The sequence below is a fragment of the Bacillus sp. CFBP9009 genome (assembly GCF_036541465.1).
Lineage (GTDB): Bacteria > Bacillota > Bacilli > Bacillales > DSM-1321 > Peribacillus.
This window is the reverse complement of record NZ_JAZHFU010000003.1, coordinates 418,412-441,127: the sequence shown is the minus strand read 5'-3', so window position 1 is coordinate 441,127 and position 22,716 is coordinate 418,412. Positions and strand designations below refer to the sequence as shown.

Below are 22,716 nucleotides of genomic sequence, written 5' to 3'. Positions count from 1 at the left end.
AAGAGACATTTAAGACAAGCCAAGCAATATTCCTTTCGTCGGCTGTTTTTTTACTGTGCTAACATTCTCTCATTAATGTAAACTGCCCCCCCCAATGCATTTCTCCATGATGCTTCAAACAGCACTTTTCATGACCAACATTTCAAACGTATGAAAGATTTAAAAAAACGCTTGGAATAATCTCCAAGCGTTCTTTCAAGTATCCTTTTCGTATCATACAGTCTAATATTTCATAATGCCTTATCATCTACAGTGGAGAGCCATTCGTCTATCACCTTCACAACGGACTCTACAGTCCCGTCAACAAATGGGGATTTCAGATTCGCAGATTCAACGAGATCAAGAAAAGACTTGCTGCCTCCAAGTTGGCACAGATTCAAATAATCCTCCCAAGCCGTTTCATCTTTTTCAGTCGACCTTTTCCAGAATTGGAAAGCACAAATCTGGGCCAATGTATAGTCGATATAATAAAAAGGTGATTGATAAATGTGGCTTTGCCGCTGCCAATACGCGCCATTCTCCAAGAATTCATTTTCTTCATAATCGCGATGCGGCAAATATTCCATCTCGATCTTACGCCAAGCCCGCTTTCTTTCAAGTGGGGAGGCATCAGGATTTTCATAGACAAAATGCTGAAATTCATCAACAGCCACCCCATACGGAAGGAATATGAGGGCACCGCTTAAATGGGAAAACTTATACTTTTCCGTATCTTCCTTGAAAAATAGCTCCATCCATGGCCAAGTTAAAAATTCCATGCTCATCGAATGGATTTCACATGCTTCATATGTGGGCCAATAATACTCAGGAATGTCAAGATCACGGCTGCGATACACTTGAAATGCATGACCTGCCTCATGTGTCAAAACATCTATATCGCCAGAAGTACCGTTGAAATTGGAAAAGATGAATGGAGCTTTATAGTCTTCTATAAAAGTACAATAGCCTCCGCTCTCTTTTCCTTTCTTCGCCACAAGGTCCATCAGGTCATTATCTATCATATAGTTGAAAAACTGATCCGTTTCAGGCGAAAGCTCCTGGTACATCTTTTTCCCATTTTCGATGATCCACTCGGCATCGCCTTTTGGAATGGCATTACCCGTTCTGAAATGAAAATTCTCATCATAATAGTTCAGGGTCTCCAATCCAAGACGTTCGCGCTGACGTCCCTTCAGCCGGGTGACAAGCGGTACCACTTCCTCTTTCACCTGCTTGCGAAATGCAGCAACCATTTCAGCATCATAATCAGTCCTTGTCATTCGATAATACCCAAGTTCCACGAAATTCCCATAACCGAGCGCTGTCGAAATTCCATGCCTCACCTTGACAAGGTCGTCGAATATACGATCCAATTCCTCCTGCTTTTCTTCAAAGAAACCGTAATATGCCTCACTTGCATTTTTCCTTAATTCACGGTCCGAGGACTCCATAAAAGGCTGAAGCTGCGCTAGTGTTAATTCTTTTCCATCAAAGGGGATTTTTGCAGAGGCAATCAATTGTGAATATTCACTTGATAATTTATTTTCTTTTTGCAGCTGTGGTATGATTTCGGGCGAAAAAGTTTTGAGTTGGGCCTCTGCCAGGCCAAATAGTTGAGTTCCCCATTTCAACTCAAGCTCCTTGCGATATTTCGAGCGAACGAGTTCATTGTAAAATTTGGAGGTTAACTCTTCCATTTCAGGGGAGAAGTCATCTAAATAATCATTCTCCGCTTTATAAAATTCATCATTGGTATCAATGGAATGCCGTATATAGACTAAATTAAACATCGTACTTACATAATTTCGGATTACATTTATTTCTTCCATGGCTTTTATTTGTGCATCGGCATTAGCAGCGTCAGTAAACTTTTCCAAAGCTTTCATGAACCGTGTTTTAATTTCATCCATTTCAGGCCGTTTATATTCATACTCATTAAATTTCATATGTACGCTCCTTTTCACGATATAAAAACATTTTTTCCTGTATAAGCCAGAGTAACATTTTCCAATCCAGGTCACATTCATCATTATCGCGGTTATCGTAATATAATTTAATTCGCCACAGCGTTATTAAAAACCTCTATGTCCTCGAAACAAATTCAGGTTTATCAGACATAAAAAACCAGCACCTGCAGTCAATCCGGGTGCTGGTTCTTTAGCTAATTTTGAGCGGAATACCCAATCTTTTTAAGCAATTCGATCACGGTGGCCTTTTCATCTTGCGTAAGTACACTCATGATATCATCGATTCTTTTTTCATGCTCAGGAAATACTCCTTCAATGAAGGCCTTTCCTTTATCCGTTATTTTTGCAAAGGTTACACGGCGATCCTCTTTACATGCTATTCGCTGTAGATATTCCTTCTGTTCAAGTTTATCCACAACATAGGTAATGCTGCCGCTCGCCAGCAGGATCTTTCCGCCTATTTGCTGAAGAGGCTGATCCCCTTTATGATAAAGTAATTCAAGTACTGCAAACTCAGTTGGATTCAAACCCTCTTCAGCTATATGTTTATTTACCACATCATTAATGGATCGATGAGCTCTAGACATCACGATGAACAGTTTCAAAGACTGTTGGATGTTATTATTCTCCATAACTTCACAACCTTAAAAATTTTTAATTAAAATATCTTGAATTAAAAGTTATTATATGACATAAAGACTTTTTTGTCAATCTGCCCTGTTAGTATGCACTATTGTTTAATCAATCATTTTGATATACTTGAAAAAAAAGCTAAAGTAGTGACAAACATGAAAACAAGGCATAAATTCACCACATATCTACTTATTGTTATTTTACCATTAATTTTTCTCTCTATCATTTATTGGATGCATTTAGAACGTTCCATTCAAAAAGAAAGACAGGAACAAGCTAAATGGGCGGGAACGGTTTATCAAGAATACATAGATCAAGTTATCAGTGAAACGAAGGAAAGCCTTGAGCTGCTTAGCCTTAGCAGTTCCATGCTTTATATGGATGACAAACAAACAGAACTTCTTTTGAAATGGATCAAAGATACAGATTCCAGATATGCAGGAGTGTATTGGCTAAATCGTGACGGTGTGTCCATTTCGGGGACGAATAAGAATTTCCATCATTACTATTTAATTGAACAGAATGATATTGAGCGTGCCCTAAAAACACAAAAAGCGGTTGTTGCAGGAACAAAAGAGCTACATAACCATGATTTTAATTATTTATCCATTTTTGCTCCCATTCTGGATCAAGATAGAAAAGTGCAAGGGTTTTTATTGGCACATATCAGGCTGGATCATATGGAAAAAAGATTAAAGAACCTTAACCCCGGTCATACCTTAAAATTGGAAACAAAGGACAAAACCCGAATTTTAGATATAAATGCCGAAGGATTCACTGGACATTCAACATGGCTGGATGTCCCTTTGACCGAAGTCGATTGGACACTGTCGGTCAAAGTTCCCGACAAGATTAACACAAATAACATGAATGTTTTTTTAATGCTTGTCTTTTTCACCTTCTTTTTTACTCACATGATCTATATCATCGTGGAGGAACTGATCGTTCGCAGGAATACCAAAAACCAAAAGTTACTAAACGAAAGCCAAAAAATAGATTTTGTCGGTACATTAGCTGCCAGTACTGCACATGAAATAAAAAACCCACTTACCGGCATAAAGGGGCTAGTGCAATTATTGGTTGAAAAACACCCTGAAGAACAAGATCAGTTCTATTACTCTGTCATCATGAAGGAAATTGAACGGATCAATAGCATCGTCAGCGAATTTTTGATTTTAGGAAAGCCAATGGCCCAGACTTTATCCTTATATGATATTCGCAGTATCATTGCTGAATTGAGACCAATAATAGAATCAGAAGCACGTCACTTCAATATTGAAGTGGAATGGATTATCATAAAGGAGCCGATCCGGGTTCATTGTACAAAGGACCAACTCAAACAAGTCATTCTCAACATTGCCAAAAACGGTTTCGAGGCCATGGAAGTTGGGAAAAAGTTAAGGATTCAAATTCACCATGAAAATGAATGGGCTAAAATCATGATCATCGACACCGGGCAAGGACTGAATGAAAAAGATATAGATAAAGTGTTCGATCCCTTCTATACATCGAAAAAGGAAGGAACCGGATTAGGGCTATTTGTGTGTAAACGAATTATTGAATCTTTTAACGGTACCATCGAGTTTTCAAGTAAACCTCAAAACGGTACAACCGTTACAATCAGCTTACCGCTTATAAAACATTCCTAGCAATACTTTGAAGGGTTTCATTTTTTTATGAAGACTAGTAACGATTCCGATTTATTTTTTGATGTCATGCATACGGTGCATGCCTCTTGAATCTATTTATTGAATAGGTAAAATCTCAATCAGGAAGAAGGAAATAAACAGATGGGAAGTATCGCTGCCATTAAAACAAAACCGCAAAAACAGGATATGACTCTTAAAATCATGATCATCATAGGCATATGCCATTTAATGAATGATTCTCTACAGGCCGTCGTACCGGCCATGTTCCCAATCCTCGAAAAATCAATGTCGTTAACGTATACACAGCTGGGGATGATTGCATTCTGCCTGAATATCGTCTCATCGCTTCTGCAGCCGGCAGTTGGGTTCTATACTGATAAAAAGCCCTTTCCATATGCATTGCCCATTGGGTTGACCAGTACTTTAATCGGGGTCATCATTCTTGCACTTGCCCCAAACTATACCATTATCCTTGGTGCAGTCATCTTGATGGGCTTAGGGTCAGCCATATTCCATCCGGAAGGCTCCAGGGTTGCCTACATGGCAGGCGGATCAAAGAGAGGCCTGGCACAATCAATTTATCAAGTCGGAGGGAATAGCGGGCAGGCACTTGCCCCGCTCATCACAGCCATCGTACTTGTTCCTTTCGGGCAAAAAGGCGCACTCTGGTTTGCCCTGGTTGCCTTAATGGCCGTTATCCTATTGCTGTATATTGCCAAGTGGTATTCCCAAAAATTAGTTCACTTCCAGCCTAAAAAGCTTGCTGCAAAAGTAATTAATAAAGAGCGGTCCCATAAGGTGGCAAAAGCCCTGGTATTGATATTATTCATTATTTTTGCACGTTCCTGGTATGTATCTTGCATGACGAACTTTTATAGTTTTTATTTGATCGAGCAGTATTCATTCACGATAAAATCCGCACAATTTTTCCTATTTGCCTTTTTAGCCGCTGGTGCTGTAGGTACGTTTTTCGGAGGTCCGCTTGCTGATAGATTCGGGCGCAAAAATGTCATTTTCTTTTCATTCGCTGCCAGCATGCCAATAACCGCACTTTTACCATTCGTACCCCCTACAGCCGCTTTTATCTTATTATTGATGGCGGGATTCATTATAATGAGCAGTTTTTCCGTCACTGTAATATACGCACAGGAATTGGTCCCGGGGAAAGTCGGAACGATGGCAGGCTTGACTGTAGGGTTAGCCTTTGGAATGGGTGCCATTGGATCCGTTTCATTGGGAGCCATCGCCGATATAATTGGAATCGAATCCATGATTAAGCTAGTTGGATTCCTGCCATTGCTGGGAATCATCAGCATGTCGCTGCCGACTGATCAAACATTGAAAAAATGGTATGCAGAAGAATAACTGCAAAATTGTTATTTCCTGGAACATATTCTTTTTGCCTAAATACAATAAATTATTATTTTACCTACCTAAAAGTTTACAAATAAGTAACGATAAGTACCATACAAAGGAGAAATTTATGAGTGGAGTTTTATTAGGCAGCATCCTATCTGCTATGTCTACAGGGTTTGGTGCGTTACCGATCTTGTTCATTCAAGGTTCAATCACACATCGATTCAGAGACACGCTTCTGGCATTCACCGCTGGAATCATGATGGCTGCTTCTTTATTGAGCCTGATCCCGGAGTCTCTGGCCACCGGAGGGTATATTCAGCTAGTCATTGGAGTTTTTCTCGGGGTATTGACATTAACGATCATGGAAAAAAACATTCCTCATATCGATCTCAGCCATACGAAAAGTGGCATTCAGTTCGATGAAAAGGCTTTGCTCATCATCACTGCCATTACACTCCATAATATTCCTGAGGGTCTTTCTGTCGGGGTCAGTTATGCCTCTGATACAGCTGATACAGGTAACTTGATCGCCTTTGCCATCGGCCTGCAAAATGCTCCGGAAGGCTTACTGGTGGCTTTGTTTTTAATTAATCAAAAAATTGGTAAACTCACAGCGTTCCTGATAGCAACCTTAACCGGTACCATCGAAATAATTACAGGGTTATTAGGTTATTATTTAACCTCATACATTGGGTTCCTGGTTCCATACGGCCTAGCTTTCGCCGCCGGGGCCATGCTTTTCATCGTTTATAAGGAATTGATTCCTGAAAGCCATGGGGATGGCAATGAACGCACATCTACCTATTCCTTCATTGTCGGCCTTTTGTTCATGGTAATATTATTGGAAGTATTGTAATTCCCCCACCTGCCATGGCTGGCTCCATCAAGTGAGTCAGCCCTTACTTTTTATTTATCAGTGTAATCCATTCAGAAAAAGTAAGACCTCTAAAACCAATCCCGATGCTTGAAGGACACCTTCTGGTGGCCTCCCCGATATTTAACTCAAGCCCATGAAAATTCCAAAGATATATTCTTGTGTATATGAGTCTTTCTTTAATTGTTTTAAATGATATGTTCGTAAAGGTTCCTTCATGAGAAATCGCAAAAAGGGGATTGTCTCCCTGCCTGCCAAATTAAAAAGTCATGCATGCATTCAGTTCCCTCTAAAAGGTTATGTCATCATTAAAGGGCTGCTGCACTATAACAACCATTTCTTCCCGCTTATTTCTCACTTCCGATGAATGATGTTGAAGTATCAAATACTCATTTATTAGTTTATCAAGCTGCTCGCTTTGGCGAAGGGTATACTCATGACCTAGTCCATACATTTTGGCCAACTCCATCATTTCCCAACGCTTCATTCGAATCTCAGAACAAATTTCCATTGCACACCTAGAATTCATAACTACATTCACTACTCCTGCCCTTTTAAAGTTACATTATAATAAAGAAGTATTACAAAATATGCCTTATATGTAAATAGATTCGCAAAAAAAGACAAAACTTCTTAAATTGCGATAAAGCTTCACCCACCAGCAGACAGAATATGACGGAAATTTCTAACCATAAAACTCTTAATTATCAGGAAGAATTCCTATGAAGCCAGCTCCGAAAAATGATTCGAAAGTTCCCCAATTTGAGGGGATTATTAGTTTCCGCTTAATTAATTCGGCAGCTTCCCTTTAATGAAAGCACAACATTTTAATGAGCTTAATTGTGGTTCCAAAATAATAATGATGGAACAAAAAAAGGAATCCAATAAAGGATTCCCCAGACTGTAGAAAATTCGAAGAAAAGCCAGTTTGCCTGCAGTTTTTTAGGATAAGTACTATTTGTCCACTCCAGGCACTCGCTTTCCGTTCCAATCCCTTTGTTTAATAAATTAGATAGAACCTATTTTTACGAAAAGCGTTTCAGTTATTTTCAGAAATCCGCCCCCTTTCCGCCTACTGCCTGCCAAGCCGCATCAAAGCAGGCATCTAGCGTTGTCAGCCAGTTATTCGGCAGTAATGTCGCAACTATCTTCTACTCGAAAGGCAAATAAATATGAAAGCTCGTCCCTTTTCCCACTTCGCTTTCCACTTCTATATAGCCATTGTGCTCTTCAATGATTTTATAGCTGACCATGAGCCCGAGTCCGGTTCCCCTATCCTTCGTCGTATAAAAAGGTTCACCCAATTTTTTTAGCATTTCCGTTGAAATCCCCATGCCTTTATCGGTAATTGAGATGCAACCGTATTTCTCTAAAAACCTGCTTGTTTTAATTTGAACAGATCCGCCATCCGGCATGACTTCCAATGCATTTTTGATGATGTTAATGAACACTTGCTTTAACTGGTTCGCTTCACATAAAACCTTAAATTCCTCTTCTTCAAAGTCTGTCTCGAATTGAATATTTTCCAACAGTGCCTGAGCGGCCAGTAATTCTAGTGTCTCTCTCAATATTGTATGAACATCCTGTTTGAAAATTTTTAGCGCCTGCGGCTTTGCCAGTACCAAAAATTCCGTGATAATGGATTCGATTCGCTTAATTTCGGATGTAATCACATGAAAATATGTGGAAAACTCCCCCTTGACACCATCCTCAAGCAACTGGATAAAACCTTTTAAGGCAGTCATTGGATTCCTGATTTCGTGAGCAATTCCGGCCGCCAGTTCACCAACGACATTCAAAGTATCCGATTTCCTGATCTGTTCCTGCATTTCAAGATTTTTACTCACATCTCGGAAAATGCTTAAATTCAGGTTCGAATATAAATTTTTCCTTGTCAAAAATTCAATATGCTTTACTCTTCCATCTTCGAATGTTATTGGAATGATGGATGAGTAGACCTCATGCTTATAAACATTTTCAATGTGAGCGTTCAAGACAGGAGCATTTTCAGGAATTTTTTTGATGAATCCCTTAACAGATAAAGAAAGCAGTTTACGCTTTGAAATCTCCAATATTTTTTGACCCGCTTCATTAATATCGGTGAACCCTTCATGATTCCAGAGAATCAAGCCGTCTAATGTTCCTTCAAAAATCTTCCTGAACTTCTTCTCACTATCCCTTAATTCCTTCTCAATCAGCCAGCGCTCACTGACATTTCGAAATATCGTTACGTTATACCCGTCACCTTCATGTTTTTTGGCAGTCAATTCAAGCAATTTAATTTGGTTATTAGGCATTTTATAAATCAGCTCACCCCGAACTTGGGTGTCTCTTCCAAACGTTTCCATCATCTGACCAAAATGGTGATTATTGCTGTACACGTATTTCCAGATATAACTGCCTATCAAATCCTCTCTGCTGGATTCGAATATTTTACATGCTGAATGATTGACCCGAAAAATGATTCCATCGTCATTCCAGAATATGATCGCATCCATGGACTGGTCGAATAATTCCGCAAAAATCCGTTCGCTCGTCTCTAACTTTTTTTCTATTATATTTGATTCTGTAATTCTTCGAAGCACCGACATATATAATTCATTTCCTACCGTTGAACTTATGGAAAAAGTAAAGTGATGCAGTTCATCCCCAACCTTAATCTCTACCTCTCCTTTGAAGTTCGACTCATCAAAGGCTCTTTTTATGCTCTCATCCCAATATCCCCGATAATCAGGGGATATGAGGTCCCTCATATTCTTGCCGACAATCTCTTTTTTCGGGATGCCCATGACATGGATAAAGGCATGGTTCACTTCCATGATTATTCCTGAACTGTCGAATAGGACGATACTTTCTATGGCTGTATCAAAAATGTCCAAAAACATCTGCCTTGACATCCTTGTTTCCCTTGACGAAGAAACATCCAATGTCACATCCCCCAAACGATAGAACTGCTGTCCTTCGGAAAGATCGCCTATACGTATAAACTCTATTTGCTTAAGGGCTCCGGTATGAAGCTGGATAATTTGCCTTTCAGATTCATTCGAGGTTTTTAGGGAACTTGACACTTCCTGATTATTTAAAGGGATGACATCGAGAAAATCAGTTATCTTCATGGACTCCAGCTGATCTTTCGATGATTCCAGCAGGGCACATGAGGCATCATTGGCATAAGTGATACGCAGTTCCTCATCAACCCTAATATAAGGCTCTGACATTGAATTGAAAATATTCAAAAAGCCTTCGATCTGTTTATTCAATTTTATAATTTCCTGTTTATATTCCGTTTCATTCTCATAACCGATATTCATATTAACCCCCCTCATCAAAACCCCTACTTACCAACTTTATTCGACATCCATCTTGATTTTCCTCGGTATTTTCGAAAATCAAAGAATTCCAAAATTATCCTATATATCAAATTATAGTATATTGAATACTATAAAACTTAGCGTTAAGCTTAATTTAAGATTTTTATAATAAATTTAATAAATATTGATTTCGTACAAGGTATTTAGGGTATAAGAAATAACAATGCTTTCTTTCTAGCTACCTTAAAAATTTATTAAATGGAGGCAACAATGAAACAACGTGATTTTTTCTTCGATAACGCCAAGTTCATTCTCATGGCTTTTGTCGTCTTTGGACATTTGCTGAATACGTATATACATGACAGTGAAACGATTTATGCTTTATATAAAACCATTTATTCCTTTCACATGCCTGCCTTTATCCTGGTTTCAGGCTTCTTTGCGAAAGGTTTTTATCAAAAAGGGTATTTAGGTAAAATTACTAAAAAACTGATTTTACCCTACATCATTTTCCAATTGATATATACCGTTTACTATTATTTCTTATATGAACGCTCTGCCATCACCGTAGACCTGCTTGATCCCCAATGGTCGCTATGGTTCTTGATCAGTTTATTCTGCTGGAACATCATGCTGCTTGGTTTTTCAAAGCTAAAACCATCAGTAGGCATAGGTTTATCTATTTTAATCGCATTATTTATTGGATATATTGACAATATTTCCAATTACCTTAGTCTCTCCAGGACATTCGTTTTTTTCCCGATGTTCTTGATCGGATACCATTTAAGCAAGGACCATTTAAAAAAACTATTCACTCCCAAAGTTCGTTTTGCTTCACTTAGTGTCATGTTAGTGATTTTTATCGGTTTTTATTTAAATACCGATATCAATTATAAATGGCTGCTCGGTTCGAAACCATATGCCGAACTCGAAGATGCGACAATCGTGTCCATGTTCAAACGCCTAGGATTTTATGGATTGAGCATAATTTCAGTGTTCAGCTTCCTTTCATTCATCCCACGCGGACAATATTTCTTTACGAATTGGGGTAAACAAACCCTTTATGTCTATCTGCTGCATGGTTTCTTCATTCGGTTCTTCCGTGAAAGCACCATACAGGAATACTTCAGCAATACAGAGAGCTTCATCATGCTCGCCGGCCTCTCTTTCTTGATTACGGTGTTATTATCAAGTGAAATGATCGCTACGATGGCACAGCCGATCATCGAATTGAAAGTGACCAAAACAAAACGTTTCATGACTAAAACAAAAGAATATATTAAACAAGCTTTTTAAATAAAACGGATGAAGCATTTTCTGCTTTATCCGTTTTTAATTCATATCGACCTTCAAGGTGAAAAGATTCCCCTTCAATGCAATAACTCATTTTTCAAATGAAGCACGCTATGGTAAAATTACTCGTTAGTGCTTGTTGGCTTAAAAAGACATGTACACGAAAGGAGTCAGGCGTTTACTTTACGCCCTTTAACATGAATATAATAATCAGTACTCTTAATGCAAAATATATCCATACATCGCTATCCATCCGATATTTAAAAGCTTATGCCCAGCCAGATTATGATGTACAGCTGGCAGAATATACAATAAAAGATCCGATTATGAACATAGTTGGTGACCTTCATTCAAAAAAACCTGATGTAATCGGGTTCAGCTGCTATATTTGGAACATCGAGGAAACAATGAAAGTCGTAGCCATGCTGAAGAAGATCAATCCAGGATTGGTTATCATCCTGGGCGGACCTGAAGTCACCTATGATGTTGGGGAATGGCTTGATCAGATTCCCGGGGCTGATTTCATCGTAATTGGCGAAGGTGAAGTCACCTTCAAGGCCCTTTTATCAGAAATCGAAGGTTCGAATGACTATAAGAAGGTCGGCGGCATTGCGTATCGGCAGGATGGGAAAAAAATCATCCAGCCTCAGAACGGCAAGGTGGATTTGAAATCCCTCCCTACTCCATATCGTTTGGAGGAAGACCGTGGCGACCTATCTAAACGTGTCACCTATATCGAAACTAGCCGAGGTTGCCCTTTTAGCTGCCAATTTTGCCTTTCATCGATTGAAGTGGGTGTCAGGTATTTTGATCGTGAAAAGATTAAAGAAGATATCAGGTACCTAATGTCTAATGGTGCAAAGACCATTAAGTTCGTTGACCGAACCTTCAATATTAGCCGAAGCTATGCCATGGAAATGTTTCAATTCTTAATCGATGAACATCTTCCCGGTGTGGTTTTCCAATTCGAGATCACGGCGGACATCATGCGTCCGGAAGTTATCCAGTTCTTGAACGATAATGCCCCAGCAGGTTTGTTCCGCTTTGAAATAGGGGTACAATCGACGAATGATCATACGAATGATCTAGTTATGAGAAGGCAGAATTTCGAAAAACTGACAAGGACCGTAACCATGGTAAAAGAAGGTCAAAAAATTGATCAGCATTTAGACCTTATTGCCGGTTTACCAGAAGAAGATTATCATTCTTTCAGAAAGACCTTCAATGATGTTTTCGAGCTCAGACCCGAAGAGATGCAGCTTGGTTTCTTAAAGATGCTTCGAGGCACTGGCTTACGGATACGTGCCGATGAACACCAATATATATACAGCGAACATGCTCCCTATGAAATCCTGGGGAATAATGTTTTATCCTTCGATGACATTGTCCGCATTAAACAAGTTGAAGATGTCCTTGAAAAATACTGGAACGATCATAGAATGGACCATACCACGGAATATCTTGTCCAAACGGTATTTCAATCACCGTTCGACTTCTTTCAAGATTTCGGTACCTATTGGGATGAACAAGGGTGGTCACGAATCGGACATCAGCTTGAAGACTTGTTCAGACGTTTACAGCAGTTTTTGGCTTCCCGGGAATCTGCCGAACTGAAAAACATTATCGGACTCATGAAATTGGATTATTTCATGAATCAAAAATACAAACCACGTAAACCTTGGTGGGAAGCTTCATTAGATAAAAATGGGCGGAAAGAGATATATGAAGATATTCTGAATAACCCTGAACAGCTTGGTTCCTCTTTCACAGCTTTGGCCCTTAATGAAAAGGAAATACACAAACACACATTGCTCGAGGAACTTCCCTTTGATCTGGAAACGTATATATCTGAGGGAACAATCGTCGATAAACCATCGTTCATGCTTGCCTATTTTGATCCGAGTGGTAAGGGATCAACGATTTTCCCTCTCTCAAAATCTGGCAGCATCATTCTTTAAGAATAAGGACGGACCCAAGAATTGGGTCCGTCCTAATTTACTTATCACTTTCACGTTTTTTATTTTCTTTTGCCAAAATTTCATAAATTTTTGTTGCGTTCATATCGCCGCTGAATTCAATTCCAAATTCCGTTCGTACATGTTCCCCCATCTTTTCCCCGCTGTCCCGTTTTTCTTTATCCATTAACTTCTTCCTTTTCTGCCTTGCTTTGAATTGCGGTTGGCACCTTTCATTGCGTTTTCCTCCATTGCGAACTCATTGGAAAATTCATTTTCAGCTTGGTTTCTTTTTGGCGTTTTACTTGCTTTGACAGCACCATCCACATTGGCTTTCCGTTTCATTTTCATCCACCCTTTTTAATATAGTTTACATCTTTAGAATGGGGTAAAAATGCCGGAAATTATTCAGGGATAATATAGGGACAGACGAGAAAAATAACCGTAAAACGGAAAGGGAGACGCTATATGAAAAAAAAATTGGATTCACCAATTATCGACGATACACAACCACACCAAATTAACGCACCAAGCTTTAAAGGAACCGGCATAAAACCACAGGCTCCATTCGTTAATGATTATGGAGTCGTCATCGGCGACAGTAAATATGCATCCGAAAACTCACCACTTGAAAATTGGAGTGAAGATACAGATCCGGAAATCATGGCTGGAGACGAATGGATACACCCCACCAATGATATAGGCTGGAATTCCACTGAAAACCGTGAATTGTTAGAGGCTAAAAGAGCACCCCAGCCGCCTTTCATGCATCCCGATAAAGATGTCAGCACCGATACGGATTGAGTCGTTCTAGAAGGGCAAAAATCCCATTATCATACAAGGGGTGCATCACACCCCTTCTTCTCATTTAACCTGCAAAATCAACTTCCCTTTTGTTTGACGGGCGTTCATTTCCTCATGGACGGCTGCTGCGTTTTCAATTGGATAGATGCCGCCGATGGTTAGCTTAAGTTCCCCAGACGCGACGTATGCAAAAAGTTCTTGAATGCTAGGCAACAGTAAATCTGGGTGTTTCATGATCTGTGGCAGGAAAAAACCTACGACGGATTGATTGCGCCTCATTAATTGCTGCGGGTTCATCGTATATGGCTTACGGCTGGCATTACCAAAAACAACTAGACGTCCAAATGGTGCCAAACATTTCAATGTTTTATTGAAAATATCCCCTCCAGCCATTTCCAGCGCCACGTCGACTCCCTTTCCTCCCGTGACCTCACGGACTTCCATTTCCCATCCTTCTTTCGTGTAATCGATGAGTTCATCTGCGCCAATCTCTTTAGCCAGTTCCAACTTTTCCACTGTGCTGGCTGTGGCAATCACTTTTCCAGCCCCGAAGATTTTGGCTAGCTGGACAGCAATCGTTCCTACTCCACCTGCAGCAGCATGGACCAATACCGTATCCCCCTGTTGCATGCGTCCCATTGTCTTTAAAATATGATAGGCGCTCAGACCTTGAAGGGGCAGGGCAACAGCTTCATGGAACTGAATGGCATCAGGAAGCGGAATGGCCGAGAATTCATCAGATAGGGCGTATTCTGAATATCCACCTGATTCAATTAAACTCACGACCCTTGTACCAGGTTTGATTTTAGTCACCTTTCCACCAACTTCCACCACAACGCCAGCCACTTCCGCACCTGGAATGAACGGAAGCGGCGTAGGTACTACATATTGCCCTTCCCTTCTGGCTGTATCTGCATAATTGACGCCGACACAATCGATTTCAATCAGAACTTCATGCCCAGTTGGCACTGGTCTTTCCATTTCAGTCAATTTCAGTACTTCCGGTCCGCCGTATTCTTCAAAATGAATGGCTCTCATCTTTATCCCTCCCTTATTAATTCCCTGTAAATTCCGGTTTTCTCTTTTCTTTGAATGCTGCAACTCCCTCCAAATGATCTTCTGTTGAAGCCATCAAGGTTTGCGTGATGCGCTCCTGTTCGAGTATTTCATCAAGTGTAGCCGTAAATGAATGGCTAACGAGCTTTTTCATCATTCCATAAGCTTTTGTCGGTCCATTTGCCAGCTTTTCCGCAAGTTTCAATGATTCTTCTTCAAGTTGATTGAGTGGGTATATATAATTAATGACACCTAACTCGTATAAGCGCTCCGCAGAAATCGGTTCGGCAGAAAAGAAGAGCTGCTTTGCAAGGTGGGGCCCTACTAATTTAGGTAAAAAATAAGAACCCCCTCCATCAGAAATCAGGCCTACCTGTGAAAAACTCATGGCAAATTGACTATCATCGGAAGCAACGATCAAATCACAAGCGAGTGCCAAATTGAATCCTGCTCCTGCCGCAAATCCATGGACGGCAGCGATTACGGGAACCTCAGAAGCATCCAGAGCCATTATGCATTCGTTCATTCTGCCGACATGATCATACAATTGACCTGCAGAGGCCTTCCCCATCGACTTTACGTCTCCTCCTGCAGTGAACGACCTTCCCGCCCCTTTGATGATGACGGCCCTTATATGTGGTGTATGTTTTACATCCTTAATCGCTTTCGTTAAGCTTGCAATCATATCCGGACTAAACGCATTCAAGCTTTCAGGACGATTCAAAGTCAGGATCATTACATTATCGATTACTTCTGTCACTAAGTGTTCTTTTAACATTTACCCATCCCCTTTTTCTATTTGATCAACCAGCCGCCATCCACCAATAAATCCGTCCCAGTCATATAGGAAGCCTCCGGTGAAGCAGCAAAGGTAATGACATTACTTATTTCCTCCGCTTTCCCCACTCTTTCCAGTGCCGTGTTCCGTTGAATGGACTTTACGAATTTTTCATTTTGCAATCCATCCTCCGTTAACGGAGTTTCAATGAATCCAGGTGATACGGAATTGACCCGAATGCCGACTGCAGCGAGTTCCAGTGCCAATGATTTAGTTAAACTGATGACACCTGCTTTTGCAGAGCTGTAATGCGGGATGAATGCCCCTGCCTGATGCCCTGACAGTGAAGCCACATTCACGATTGCCCGATTGGCAGAGCCTTCATTACCACTGCCCGCTCCTTCTTCCATCACTTTCCCCAAGTACTTGGAAACAAGAAAGACACTTTTCAAATTGACATGCTGAATCATATCCCAATCAGCCGCAGATGTATCCAAAAGCTTCGAGGACTTTGATCCACCTGCGTTATTGATTAAAATGTGAAGGTCACGATATTGTTCCTTTACATACATGGCCAGCTCTTTTACATCCTCCTCGACGGTAACATCTGCAGGGAAAATGTCGGCCACGGGAATCGTATGCCTGGCATTGATTTCTGCAGCTGCTTCCTCCAGCTTTCCTTTCGTCCGCCCTACCAACAACACTTTTGCCCCTTCGTCCGATAGGCGCATCGCTGTAGCTTTCCCAATACCGGAGCCTGCACCTGTCACCACCGCTATTGATTGTGAAAACCTCATCCCCTTCACTCCTTATCTGGATTTTGAACTACGTTTCCTGCCTTTTCAATTCAGCTTCGATCCTTCCATCCACCAACTCCGGGACAAGATCCAACGAACCTTTTTGCGCCGCCAATTCTAAATCGGCGATCAAACTATGTTTGTCAAACAGCTGTCCGACATACGATGATTTCAGGATATCAAAGGCATTTTCGCTATTCGTGCGATAAAGCGCATTGGCAGCCTTTGCTGCATCGTTGAGTATGAACGAGCCTTGCGATCCAGCAATCAGGCAATCTATCAAATGGCCTGCACCGTAAAAATCTTCCAGACTGAATTCACCTGAGTTTCCCGAGCAAACGATGATGATCGTTTCTGTTTTATGATGTTTTTTTATTTTTTCCGCAACAGACGGATTATTCAACAAAGAAGCGATATAAACCTTTTGGGCAGAGGCTGAATTTCTCAACGCAACCGTTCCATTAGTCGTGGAAAGTATTAATGTTTTGCCGCGTACCAACTTACTCAATAGCGTCGGACTCGGATACATTAAATCATCAACCGGCTTAGCTTTCAGTTCCCCTGCCACTACAACATCCCCATGGTCCAATTCCTGGCTTTTCACCAAGGCATCCATTGGATCCATGACAGGTATCACCTGGCGTGCTCCCTCATGAAGTGCTGAAATAATCGTAGTGGTCGCTAATAACACATCAAGTACGACCGCAACTTTCTCCCCTTCTTGAAGCTTTTCCCCATCTATCTCTTCTTTTTTTAGCAGCAAATGAATGTTTTGTATATATTCCATATATTAAACTTCCTTCGCAGCTACATTTGCTGCATGAGTGAGTAAGCTTTTAACCGTTTTTCCGAGATTGGAGAAACGGGGATCATTAGTCTGGCCTTTTTTATATCGATAATAGATTTGCTGAAGAATGACAGCCAACTTAAAGTAACCGAATGTTAAATAAAAATCGACGTTGGAAACATCCCTGCCGCTTCTAGCTGCATACATCTCGATAAATTCCCTTCGTGTCGGGAAACCAGGTAAAGTCGTGACGGACGCTTTACCCACACCGATTTTGATAAGTTCCGGATCACCGCTTTCCGTCCAGTAGCTTAAAGCCACTCCTAGATCGGCTAACGGATCACCAACGGTGGACATTTCCCAATCAAATAAACCAACCATCTCTGTAAGGTCCTGGTTAAACATGGCATTATTGATCTTATAGTCATAATGGATAATAGAAGTCTGGCTATGTTTTGGGATATACTGTTGAAAATAATCGATAAGCGGTCGAATTTCCTTGATTTCATCAGTTTTTGCTCTCTCATAGCGGGAAATCCATCCGCGCACTTGTCTTTCAATGAACCCTTCAGGTTTGGAGATTTCCACCAACGCAGTTTTCTCATAGGGAATTGAGTGAAGATCAGCAAGCCGATTGACCATGACATGAGAAAGCTGTCGGCACTTTTCGACAGTTGGCTCGATTTCCTTAGGAAATTCGGTATCTATTACAATTCCATGTTTCCTTTCCATTAGGAAAAAAGGGGCCCCGGCAATCGATTCGTCATCCGAGAACAGAATAGGCTCGGGAGCCGCTTGGAAATATGGGTTGATTGAAGAAAGGATATGATGTTCACGCTTCATATCATGTGCCTTTGGCGCAACAGGACCAAGCGGAGGCCTTCTGAGAACAGCCTCCCACTCGCCCATTTTCAGCTGATAGGTCAAATTGGAATAGCCCGTTGAAAATTGTTGCAATTCTAATGGCTCATTTGGAAGGTCCAATATATTTTTTCTTAGGAAACCTTCTAGTGCATCAATATTCAGTTCCTCGCCGGGCCGAACAGGAATCGTATCGTCAACCATGTTCTTCCACTCCTTCATTCTAATTATGAACAAGATGTGAAATGAGTTTTTCTTTAATCATTTCAGGAATAGGTTCACTTTTTTGATTCAAAAAATTAAAACAGACTAAAACTGCACTTCCCTTAGCAATGATTTCCCCAGTTTGTGAGCAGAGGATATCATGGGCCATTTCACAACTTTTCGTCCCTACCTTTTTTATAGATGAACGAATGGTCAAGAGTTGATTGAAATATCCCTGAGCAATAAAGTCGCATTTAGTGGAGGCTAACAAAAAGTTCCATGACTCGACATTCGTCGCTAAGCCCAAAGCTTCAAAAAATTTCATGCGCGCTTCTTCGAGGTAAATGAAATAGCTTGTGTTATTGATGTGGCCCAAAGCATCCGTTTCGGAAAAACGGACGTCGACTTCCAATTCATGCATAAGACCCCTCCTTGAAATTAACGATGTACAAAAGCAGGTTTACGTTTATCCAAGAAAGCGGAAACCCCTTCTTTAACATCTTCAGTTTGGAAGATTTCTTCAAAAAGATTCGTTTCAATCTCCAGACCTTGTTCAAGTGTGGCTTCACTTCCTTCATTAATCGCCTTCTTGATTCTCGAAAGTGCCTGAAGTGAGTGCCTTGTCATTCGTGAGGCCAAGATTTTCGCTTCCGATAAGCCGCAGCCTTGCTCGACGACTTTATTGACAAGCCCGATCTTTTCCGCTTCTATGGCACCTAGCGGGTCACCGGTAAATATAATCTCTTTTGCCTTTGCGTTTCCGACAAGTCTGGACAAACGCTGTGTACCGCCAGCTCTAGGAAATAAGCCTAATTTCACTTCCGGCAGACCAATTTGAACCTGTGTTTCAGCCACTCGCAAATCACAGGCCAGAGCCAGTTCACATCCGCCGCCCAAAGTCAGGCCGTTTAATACAGCTATTGTAGGTTTAGGAAACTGGTCGATTTTGGTTAGGACGGCATGACCTTCCTTTACCATTTCCTTCATATTCGGGTTCCCCATCATGCTAGGGAATTCTTTTATATCAGCACCAGCCGCAAATGCGATATTGCCTGCACCTGTTATGAGTACCGCAACAGTTTCATTATCTTTTGAAAGTTCATCGAATGTTTCTCCCAAGTCTCTGAATACTTGTTTACTGATTACGTTTAATGGAGGATTATCGATGGTGATGACCGCAAGCTTATTTTCCTTAACCACTCTAATTAATTTTGTCATCGATTCTTCACTCCTTGATTTGGATAATCATACCAGCCTTTTCCTGTTTTCCTTCCTAAATGTCCCTTATTCACCTTTTCTGCTATACAAGCATTTGGCTTGTCTTCTGGATTTCCAGTTTCATTGTATCGCTGCTGCATGACAAAATATCCTACATCAATACCTGATAGATCCATCAGTTCAAAAGGGCCGATGGGATGACCTAAAGCTTTCCTGCAAATTAAATCGATATCCTTATAATCCACAATTCCTTCTTCATACAAATATAAGGCCTCACGCTGCAACGCTCCCAAAATTCGATTGGCTACGAATCCCGATATCTCTTTCCTCAACAAAACTCCTGTCCTATTCATTTTCTCTGTCACTTCCATCGCAAGCTTGGCTGTTTCCTCCGATGTTTGATCACTCATGACAACCTCAACGCAATCCATTACTAGAGGCGGAAAAAAGAAATGCATATTAATAAACTTATCCGGACGATTCGTCACACTCGCAAGCAGGCTATTGACGATCGTTGAACTATTCGTTGCAAAAATGGTTTCCGCGGGGGCGAATTCTTCAAGTTTAGCGAAGACCTCCTGTTTCACATCAAGTTTTTCAACTACCGCTTCAATGATCAGATCAGCTCCACTCGCCGCTTTCTCAAGATCGGTAGTATATTGAAGACGGCTAAAAGCAGCCAATTTACGATCTTCAGACAATTTTCCTTTTTGAACCCATTTAGTCAAAATGACGTCCAATTTTTCTTTGGCTGTATTCAACGCTTTTTCCTGAACATCCTGAAGAATCGTTTCGTAACCTCCAAGTGCAGCAAGCATCGCAATTTGATGTCCCATCTGCCCGGCCCCAATTACGGTTATCGATTGAATTTGCTTGTTGGCCATGCCTTCTATCTCCCTTCTACTAACTGGTTAGTATGTGACCTGGTCACGCTTCAATTCCGTGCAGAATCATTCCCATAAAAATGGATGCAACTTCCTGTTCGGTTTTTTCACCTTCTGGGTCGAACCAATGATAGCTCCAATTGGCTACACCCAAAATAGCAAAAGAGATGATGGATGCATCGAGATTGGAACGTAGTTCTCCGCTCTCGATGCCGCTAATCAGCACTTGCTCGATTTTATTACGGAACTCATCCCGCTTAGGAAGGATTTGTGCAAGTTTTTCATCACTTAGATTTTTCATTTCACGGAAAAAGACCGTTGCGCTGGATTTTTTGGTTTTGATGCTTTTTAAAAGCATATATACCATATCGTAAAGCTTATCCTTACAGCTTTTCCCAGGTTCCGATATGATCATTTCCTGCTCACTAAGCAACTCGTCTATATAAGCGAGATGAATATCCATAAGCAATTGCTCTTTGCTCGTAAAGTAATAATAAAACGTTCCCTTCGTCACCCCGACCGATTCGACGATATCAGAAATCGACGTTTCACTAAAGCCCTTCTTTTCAAATAAGCGTATGCTATGTTCTGTCATTTTTTCTTTCATGTAAGCACCCTCGCAATCTGTTAAAGCTGAATTGATATCATACGCTTTCGTACTATCAAAGCCCACTTATTTCCTGGAAAGTTCTTCTCTTAAAGCCCGCCTTAAAATCTTTCCGACATTTGTTTTCGGTAACTCTTCACGAAATTCAACGAAATGCGGAACTTTATAGGCCGATAGGTTGGCACGGCAGTAATCGATGATTTCCCGTTCATTTGCCGTTTTATTATTTTTAAGTACAAGCACCGCTTTTACCGACTCCCCTCGGTACGCATCCGGAACGCCGATGACAACCGCTTCCTGGACAGCAGGATGTTCATAAAGCACTTCCTCCACATCTCGCGGATATATATTATAACCACTTGCGATGATCAAATCTTTTTTCCTGTCGACAATATAGAGATACCCGTCTTCATCAACTTTGGCGATATCACCCGTATAAAGCCAACCATCCCTAAGGGTTACCGCCGTTTCCTCCGGCATATTCCAGTACCCTTTCATCACTTGTGGTCCTTTGACGACCAATTCCCCCATTTCGCCAGTGGCCACTTCTTTTGTCCCGTCTCCCAGGTCCATCACTTTATATTCAGTCGAAGGGATTCCGATCCCGACGCTCCCCGGCTTCCTTTTTGCAAATACCGGGTTACAATGAGTTGTTGGCGAAGCTTCCGTAAGACCGTAGCCTTCCAATATCTTTGCACCTGATTTTCGTTCGAACTCACGCAGCAGTTCCACGGGCATCGGTGCACTTCCGCTGTTACAGACCTGAATTGAGCCCATTCCATATTCTTCTGCCTTCGGGTGATTCGTCAACGCTACATACATGGTAGGTACACCAGGAAAAGTGGTCGGCTGTTCACGCTTTATCGTTTCCAGCACTTCTTCTATTTCAAATCGTGGCAGCATGATCGAGTCACCCGCGATATACACGGATAAATTCATTGCGGACGTCATTCCAAAAACATGAAAAAGCGGGATGACCGACAGCGTTCTTTCAGAGCCCATTTTTAATTCATGCTTGAAGAATTCATACGATTGAACGACATTGGCCAGAATATTGCTGTGAGTCAGCATCGCCCCTTTTGAACGGCCAGTCGTCCCACCTGTGTACTGAAGAACGGCTATATCATTTTCCGGATCGATTGATACTGGATTGATTTTCCCGTCTCCTGTCTTCATGAATTGGTCAAAAGAAGCATCAGGCTGGAAATCTGCTTCCGAAGGCTGAAGGCTTACGGCGATAATATTTTTCAGGTTTGCATGTTGCTGAACACTTTTCACTTTCGGGTATAATCCGTCCAATACCACGATCGTTTCTGCACCGGAGTCCTGTAAAATATGCTGCAGCTCCCTTTCAACCAGCATTGGGTTGATTTGGGTGATAATCGCTCCTGTTGTCAACGAACCATAATACGCAATGACGTATTGCGGACAGTTAGGCAGCATGATGGCGACACGGTCGCCTTTTTGAACACCTTTTTTTTGCAGGGCTGAAGCAAAGGCTTGCGATGCATGAAAAAGTTCCTGATAGGATATCTTTCGGTCATAAAAAGTAATAGCTGTATTGTTTGGATAGGACTGACATGCATTTTGAAGGATTCTTTGCATCGGAAACTCAGGGACATTTATTTCCTTTGAAATTGAATCAGGATAAACGGACAGCCATTTTTTTTCATTCATCATTTCATACCCTCCAGCCATAT

At 41.1% G+C, this 22,716-nt stretch carries 22 protein-coding genes; 6 read left to right on the top strand and 16 right to left on the bottom strand.

Annotation, left to right across the window (positions count from 1 at the left end):
• Nucleotides 1-230: 230 nt before the first annotated feature.
• Nucleotides 231-1,925, bottom strand: coding sequence for a M3 family oligoendopeptidase (locus tag V3595_RS11465; protein WP_485907318.1), 1,695 nt, complete (start codon nt 1,923-1,925; stop codon nt 231-233).
• Nucleotides 1,926-2,140: 215 nt separating this feature from the next.
• Complete coding sequence (locus V3595_RS11460) at nt 2,141-2,578, bottom strand: MarR family winged helix-turn-helix transcriptional regulator (RefSeq protein WP_034314147.1); 438 nt, start codon at nt 2,576-2,578, stop codon at nt 2,141-2,143.
• A gap of 156 nt (nt 2,579-2,734) precedes the next feature.
• On the opposite strand from V3595_RS11460, the gene V3595_RS11455 reads away from it, so the two are divergent.
• The 3 genes from V3595_RS11455 (at nt 2,735) to V3595_RS11445 (ending at nt 6,443) form a co-directional block, all read left to right on the top strand.
• Complete coding sequence (locus tag V3595_RS11455; protein ID WP_485907316.1) at nt 2,735-4,228, top strand: ATP-binding protein; 1,494 nt, start codon at nt 2,735-2,737, stop codon at nt 4,226-4,228.
• Nucleotides 4,229-4,369: 141 nt separating this feature from the next.
• A complete protein-coding gene (locus tag V3595_RS11450; protein ID WP_485907314.1) occupies nt 4,370-5,593 on the top strand; it encodes an MFS transporter in 1,224 nt (407 codons plus the stop codon).
• A gap of 118 nt (nt 5,594-5,711) precedes the next feature.
• Complete coding sequence (locus V3595_RS11445) at nt 5,712-6,443, top strand: ZIP family metal transporter (RefSeq protein WP_101224502.1); 732 nt, start codon at nt 5,712-5,714, stop codon at nt 6,441-6,443.
• Nucleotides 6,444-6,750: 307 nt separating this feature from the next.
• Here V3595_RS11445 and V3595_RS11440 read toward each other — a convergent pair whose 3' ends face one another.
• On the bottom strand, nt 6,751-6,972 hold the full coding sequence (locus tag V3595_RS11440; protein ID WP_485907313.1) for an aspartyl-phosphate phosphatase Spo0E family protein: 222 nt from the start codon (nt 6,970-6,972) through the stop codon (nt 6,751-6,753).
• A gap of 640 nt (nt 6,973-7,612) precedes the next feature.
• Entirely contained in the window at nt 7,613-9,772 is a 2,160-nt protein-coding gene (locus tag V3595_RS11435) for a PAS domain S-box protein (protein WP_485907311.1), read from the bottom strand.
• Nucleotides 9,773-10,042: 270 nt separating this feature from the next.
• Here V3595_RS11435 and V3595_RS11430 point away from each other — a divergent pair, with 270 nt between their 5' ends.
• Together V3595_RS11430 and V3595_RS11425 are read left to right on the top strand one after the other, a co-directional pair.
• Nucleotides 10,043-11,068 (top strand): acyltransferase family protein, encoded by a 1,026-nt coding sequence (locus V3595_RS11430; protein ID WP_485907309.1) that lies wholly within the window; start codon nt 10,043-10,045, stop codon nt 11,066-11,068.
• A 194-nt stretch (nt 11,069-11,262) separates the two neighbouring features.
• Nucleotides 11,263-13,023: a B12-binding domain-containing radical SAM protein gene (locus tag V3595_RS11425; protein WP_485907307.1), complete on the top strand. Its 1,761-nt coding sequence runs from the start codon at nt 11,263-11,265 to the stop codon at nt 13,021-13,023.
• Between the two features lie 37 nt (nt 13,024-13,060).
• On the opposite strand, the gene V3595_RS11420 is transcribed toward V3595_RS11425, so the two are convergent.
• Both V3595_RS11420 and V3595_RS11415 read right to left on the bottom strand, forming a co-directional pair.
• On the bottom strand, nt 13,061-13,207 hold the full coding sequence (locus tag V3595_RS11420) for a hypothetical protein (protein ID WP_157831111.1): 147 nt from the start codon (nt 13,205-13,207) through the stop codon (nt 13,061-13,063).
• Complete coding sequence (locus V3595_RS11415; RefSeq protein ID WP_094246584.1) at nt 13,207-13,365, bottom strand: hypothetical protein; 159 nt, start codon at nt 13,363-13,365, stop codon at nt 13,207-13,209. The genes V3595_RS11420 and V3595_RS11415 overlap by 1 nt, the downstream gene beginning before the upstream one ends.
• 123 nt (nt 13,366-13,488) lie before the next feature.
• On the opposite strand from V3595_RS11415, the gene V3595_RS11410 reads away from it, so the two are divergent.
• Nucleotides 13,489-13,824, top strand: a complete 336-nt coding sequence (locus tag V3595_RS11410; RefSeq protein ID WP_137018891.1) for a DUF3905 domain-containing protein — start codon at nt 13,489-13,491, stop codon at nt 13,822-13,824.
• A 60-nt stretch (nt 13,825-13,884) separates the two neighbouring features.
• Here the strand turns inward: V3595_RS11410 and V3595_RS11405 are convergent, their stop codons facing one another.
• From V3595_RS11405 to V3595_RS11360, 10 genes are all read right to left on the bottom strand, one after another.
• Complete coding sequence (locus V3595_RS11405; RefSeq protein WP_485907305.1) at nt 13,885-14,862, bottom strand: quinone oxidoreductase family protein; 978 nt, start codon at nt 14,860-14,862, stop codon at nt 13,885-13,887.
• A gap of 16 nt (nt 14,863-14,878) precedes the next feature.
• Entirely contained in the window at nt 14,879-15,658 is a 780-nt protein-coding gene (locus V3595_RS11400; protein ID WP_485907303.1) for an enoyl-CoA hydratase/isomerase family protein, read from the bottom strand.
• Nucleotides 15,659-15,675: 17 nt separating this feature from the next.
• A complete protein-coding gene (locus tag V3595_RS11395) occupies nt 15,676-16,455 on the bottom strand; it encodes an SDR family NAD(P)-dependent oxidoreductase (RefSeq protein ID WP_485907301.1) in 780 nt (259 codons plus the stop codon).
• 28 nt (nt 16,456-16,483) lie between these two features.
• Nucleotides 16,484-17,242 carry a 2-phosphosulfolactate phosphatase gene (locus tag V3595_RS11390; protein WP_485907299.1) on the bottom strand — a complete coding sequence of 253 codons (759 nt, stop codon included), beginning with the start codon at nt 17,240-17,242 and terminating at the stop codon, nt 16,484-16,486.
• Nucleotides 17,243-17,245: 3 nt separating this feature from the next.
• Entirely contained in the window at nt 17,246-18,307 is a 1,062-nt protein-coding gene (locus V3595_RS11385; protein ID WP_485907297.1) for a phosphotransferase family protein, read from the bottom strand.
• 19 nt (nt 18,308-18,326) lie between these two features.
• Entirely contained in the window at nt 18,327-18,728 is a 402-nt protein-coding gene (locus tag V3595_RS11380) for an acyl-CoA thioesterase (protein WP_101224492.1), read from the bottom strand.
• Nucleotides 18,729-18,745: 17 nt separating this feature from the next.
• A complete protein-coding gene (locus V3595_RS11375) occupies nt 18,746-19,525 on the bottom strand; it encodes an enoyl-CoA hydratase (RefSeq protein ID WP_485907295.1) in 780 nt (259 codons plus the stop codon).
• Nucleotides 19,522-20,409 (bottom strand): 3-hydroxyacyl-CoA dehydrogenase family protein, encoded by an 888-nt coding sequence (locus V3595_RS11370; RefSeq protein WP_402900708.1) that lies wholly within the window; start codon nt 20,407-20,409, stop codon nt 19,522-19,524. Before V3595_RS11370 ends, V3595_RS11375 begins: the two co-directional genes overlap by 4 nt.
• Before the next feature lie 43 nt (nt 20,410-20,452).
• Nucleotides 20,453-21,016 (bottom strand): TetR/AcrR family transcriptional regulator, encoded by a 564-nt coding sequence (locus tag V3595_RS11365; RefSeq protein WP_402900711.1) that lies wholly within the window; start codon nt 21,014-21,016, stop codon nt 20,453-20,455.
• Between the two features lie 66 nt (nt 21,017-21,082).
• Nucleotides 21,083-22,693 (bottom strand): long-chain-fatty-acid--CoA ligase, encoded by a 1,611-nt coding sequence (locus V3595_RS11360; RefSeq protein WP_485907586.1) that lies wholly within the window; start codon nt 22,691-22,693, stop codon nt 21,083-21,085.
• Between the last annotated feature and the right edge of the window lie 23 nt (nt 22,694-22,716).

Bases quoted from the DNA above. Each gene is read 5' to 3' on its own strand.
- V3595_RS11380 (WP_101224492.1), bottom strand. From the start codon at position 18,728: ATGCATGAATTGGAAGTCGACGTCCGTTTTTCCGAAACGGATGCTTTG.
- V3595_RS11440 (WP_485907313.1), bottom strand. From the start codon at position 6,972: ATGGAAATTTGTTCTGAGATTCGAATGAAGCGTTGGGAAATGATGGAG.
- V3595_RS11405 (WP_485907305.1), bottom strand. From the start codon at position 14,862: ATGAGAGCCATTCATTTTGAAGAATACGGCGGACCGGAAGTACTGAAA.
- V3595_RS11365 (WP_402900711.1), bottom strand. From the start codon at position 21,016: ATGAAAGAAAAAATGACAGAACATAGCATACGCTTATTTGAAAAGAAG.
- V3595_RS11375 (WP_485907295.1), bottom strand. From the start codon at position 19,525: ATGACAAAATTAATTAGAGTGGTTAAGGAAAATAAGCTTGCGGTCATC.
- V3595_RS11455 (WP_485907316.1), top strand. From the start codon at position 2,735: ATGAAAACAAGGCATAAATTCACCACATATCTACTTATTGTTATTTTA.
- V3595_RS11390 (WP_485907299.1), bottom strand. From the start codon at position 17,242: ATGGAATATATACAAAACATTCATTTGCTGCTAAAAAAAGAAGAGATA.
- V3595_RS11385 (WP_485907297.1), bottom strand. From the start codon at position 18,307: ATGGTTGACGATACGATTCCTGTTCGGCCCGGCGAGGAACTGAATATT.
- V3595_RS11450 (WP_485907314.1), top strand. From the start codon at position 4,370: ATGGGAAGTATCGCTGCCATTAAAACAAAACCGCAAAAACAGGATATG.
- V3595_RS11460 (WP_034314147.1), bottom strand. From the start codon at position 2,578: ATGGAGAATAATAACATCCAACAGTCTTTGAAACTGTTCATCGTGATG.
- V3595_RS11410 (WP_137018891.1), top strand. From the start codon at position 13,489: ATGAAAAAAAAATTGGATTCACCAATTATCGACGATACACAACCACAC.
- V3595_RS11370 (WP_402900708.1), bottom strand. From the start codon at position 20,409: ATGGCCAACAAGCAAATTCAATCGATAACCGTAATTGGGGCCGGGCAG.
- V3595_RS11400 (WP_485907303.1), bottom strand. From the start codon at position 15,658: ATGTTAAAAGAACACTTAGTGACAGAAGTAATCGATAATGTAATGATC.
- V3595_RS11445 (WP_101224502.1), top strand. From the start codon at position 5,712: ATGAGTGGAGTTTTATTAGGCAGCATCCTATCTGCTATGTCTACAGGG.
- V3595_RS11415 (WP_094246584.1), bottom strand. From the start codon at position 13,365: ATGAAACGGAAAGCCAATGTGGATGGTGCTGTCAAAGCAAGTAAAACG.
- V3595_RS11395 (WP_485907301.1), bottom strand. From the start codon at position 16,455: ATGAGGTTTTCACAATCAATAGCGGTGGTGACAGGTGCAGGCTCCGGT.
- V3595_RS11430 (WP_485907309.1), top strand. From the start codon at position 10,043: ATGAAACAACGTGATTTTTTCTTCGATAACGCCAAGTTCATTCTCATG.
- V3595_RS11435 (WP_485907311.1), bottom strand. From the start codon at position 9,772: ATGAATATCGGTTATGAGAATGAAACGGAATATAAACAGGAAATTATA.
- V3595_RS11465 (WP_485907318.1), bottom strand. From the start codon at position 1,925: ATGAAATTTAATGAGTATGAATATAAACGGCCTGAAATGGATGAAATT.
- V3595_RS11360 (WP_485907586.1), bottom strand. From the start codon at position 22,693: ATGAATGAAAAAAAATGGCTGTCCGTTTATCCTGATTCAATTTCAAAG.
- V3595_RS11420 (WP_157831111.1), bottom strand. From the start codon at position 13,207: ATGGATAAAGAAAAACGGGACAGCGGGGAAAAGATGGGGGAACATGTA.
- V3595_RS11425 (WP_485907307.1), top strand. From the start codon at position 11,263: ATGAATATAATAATCAGTACTCTTAATGCAAAATATATCCATACATCG.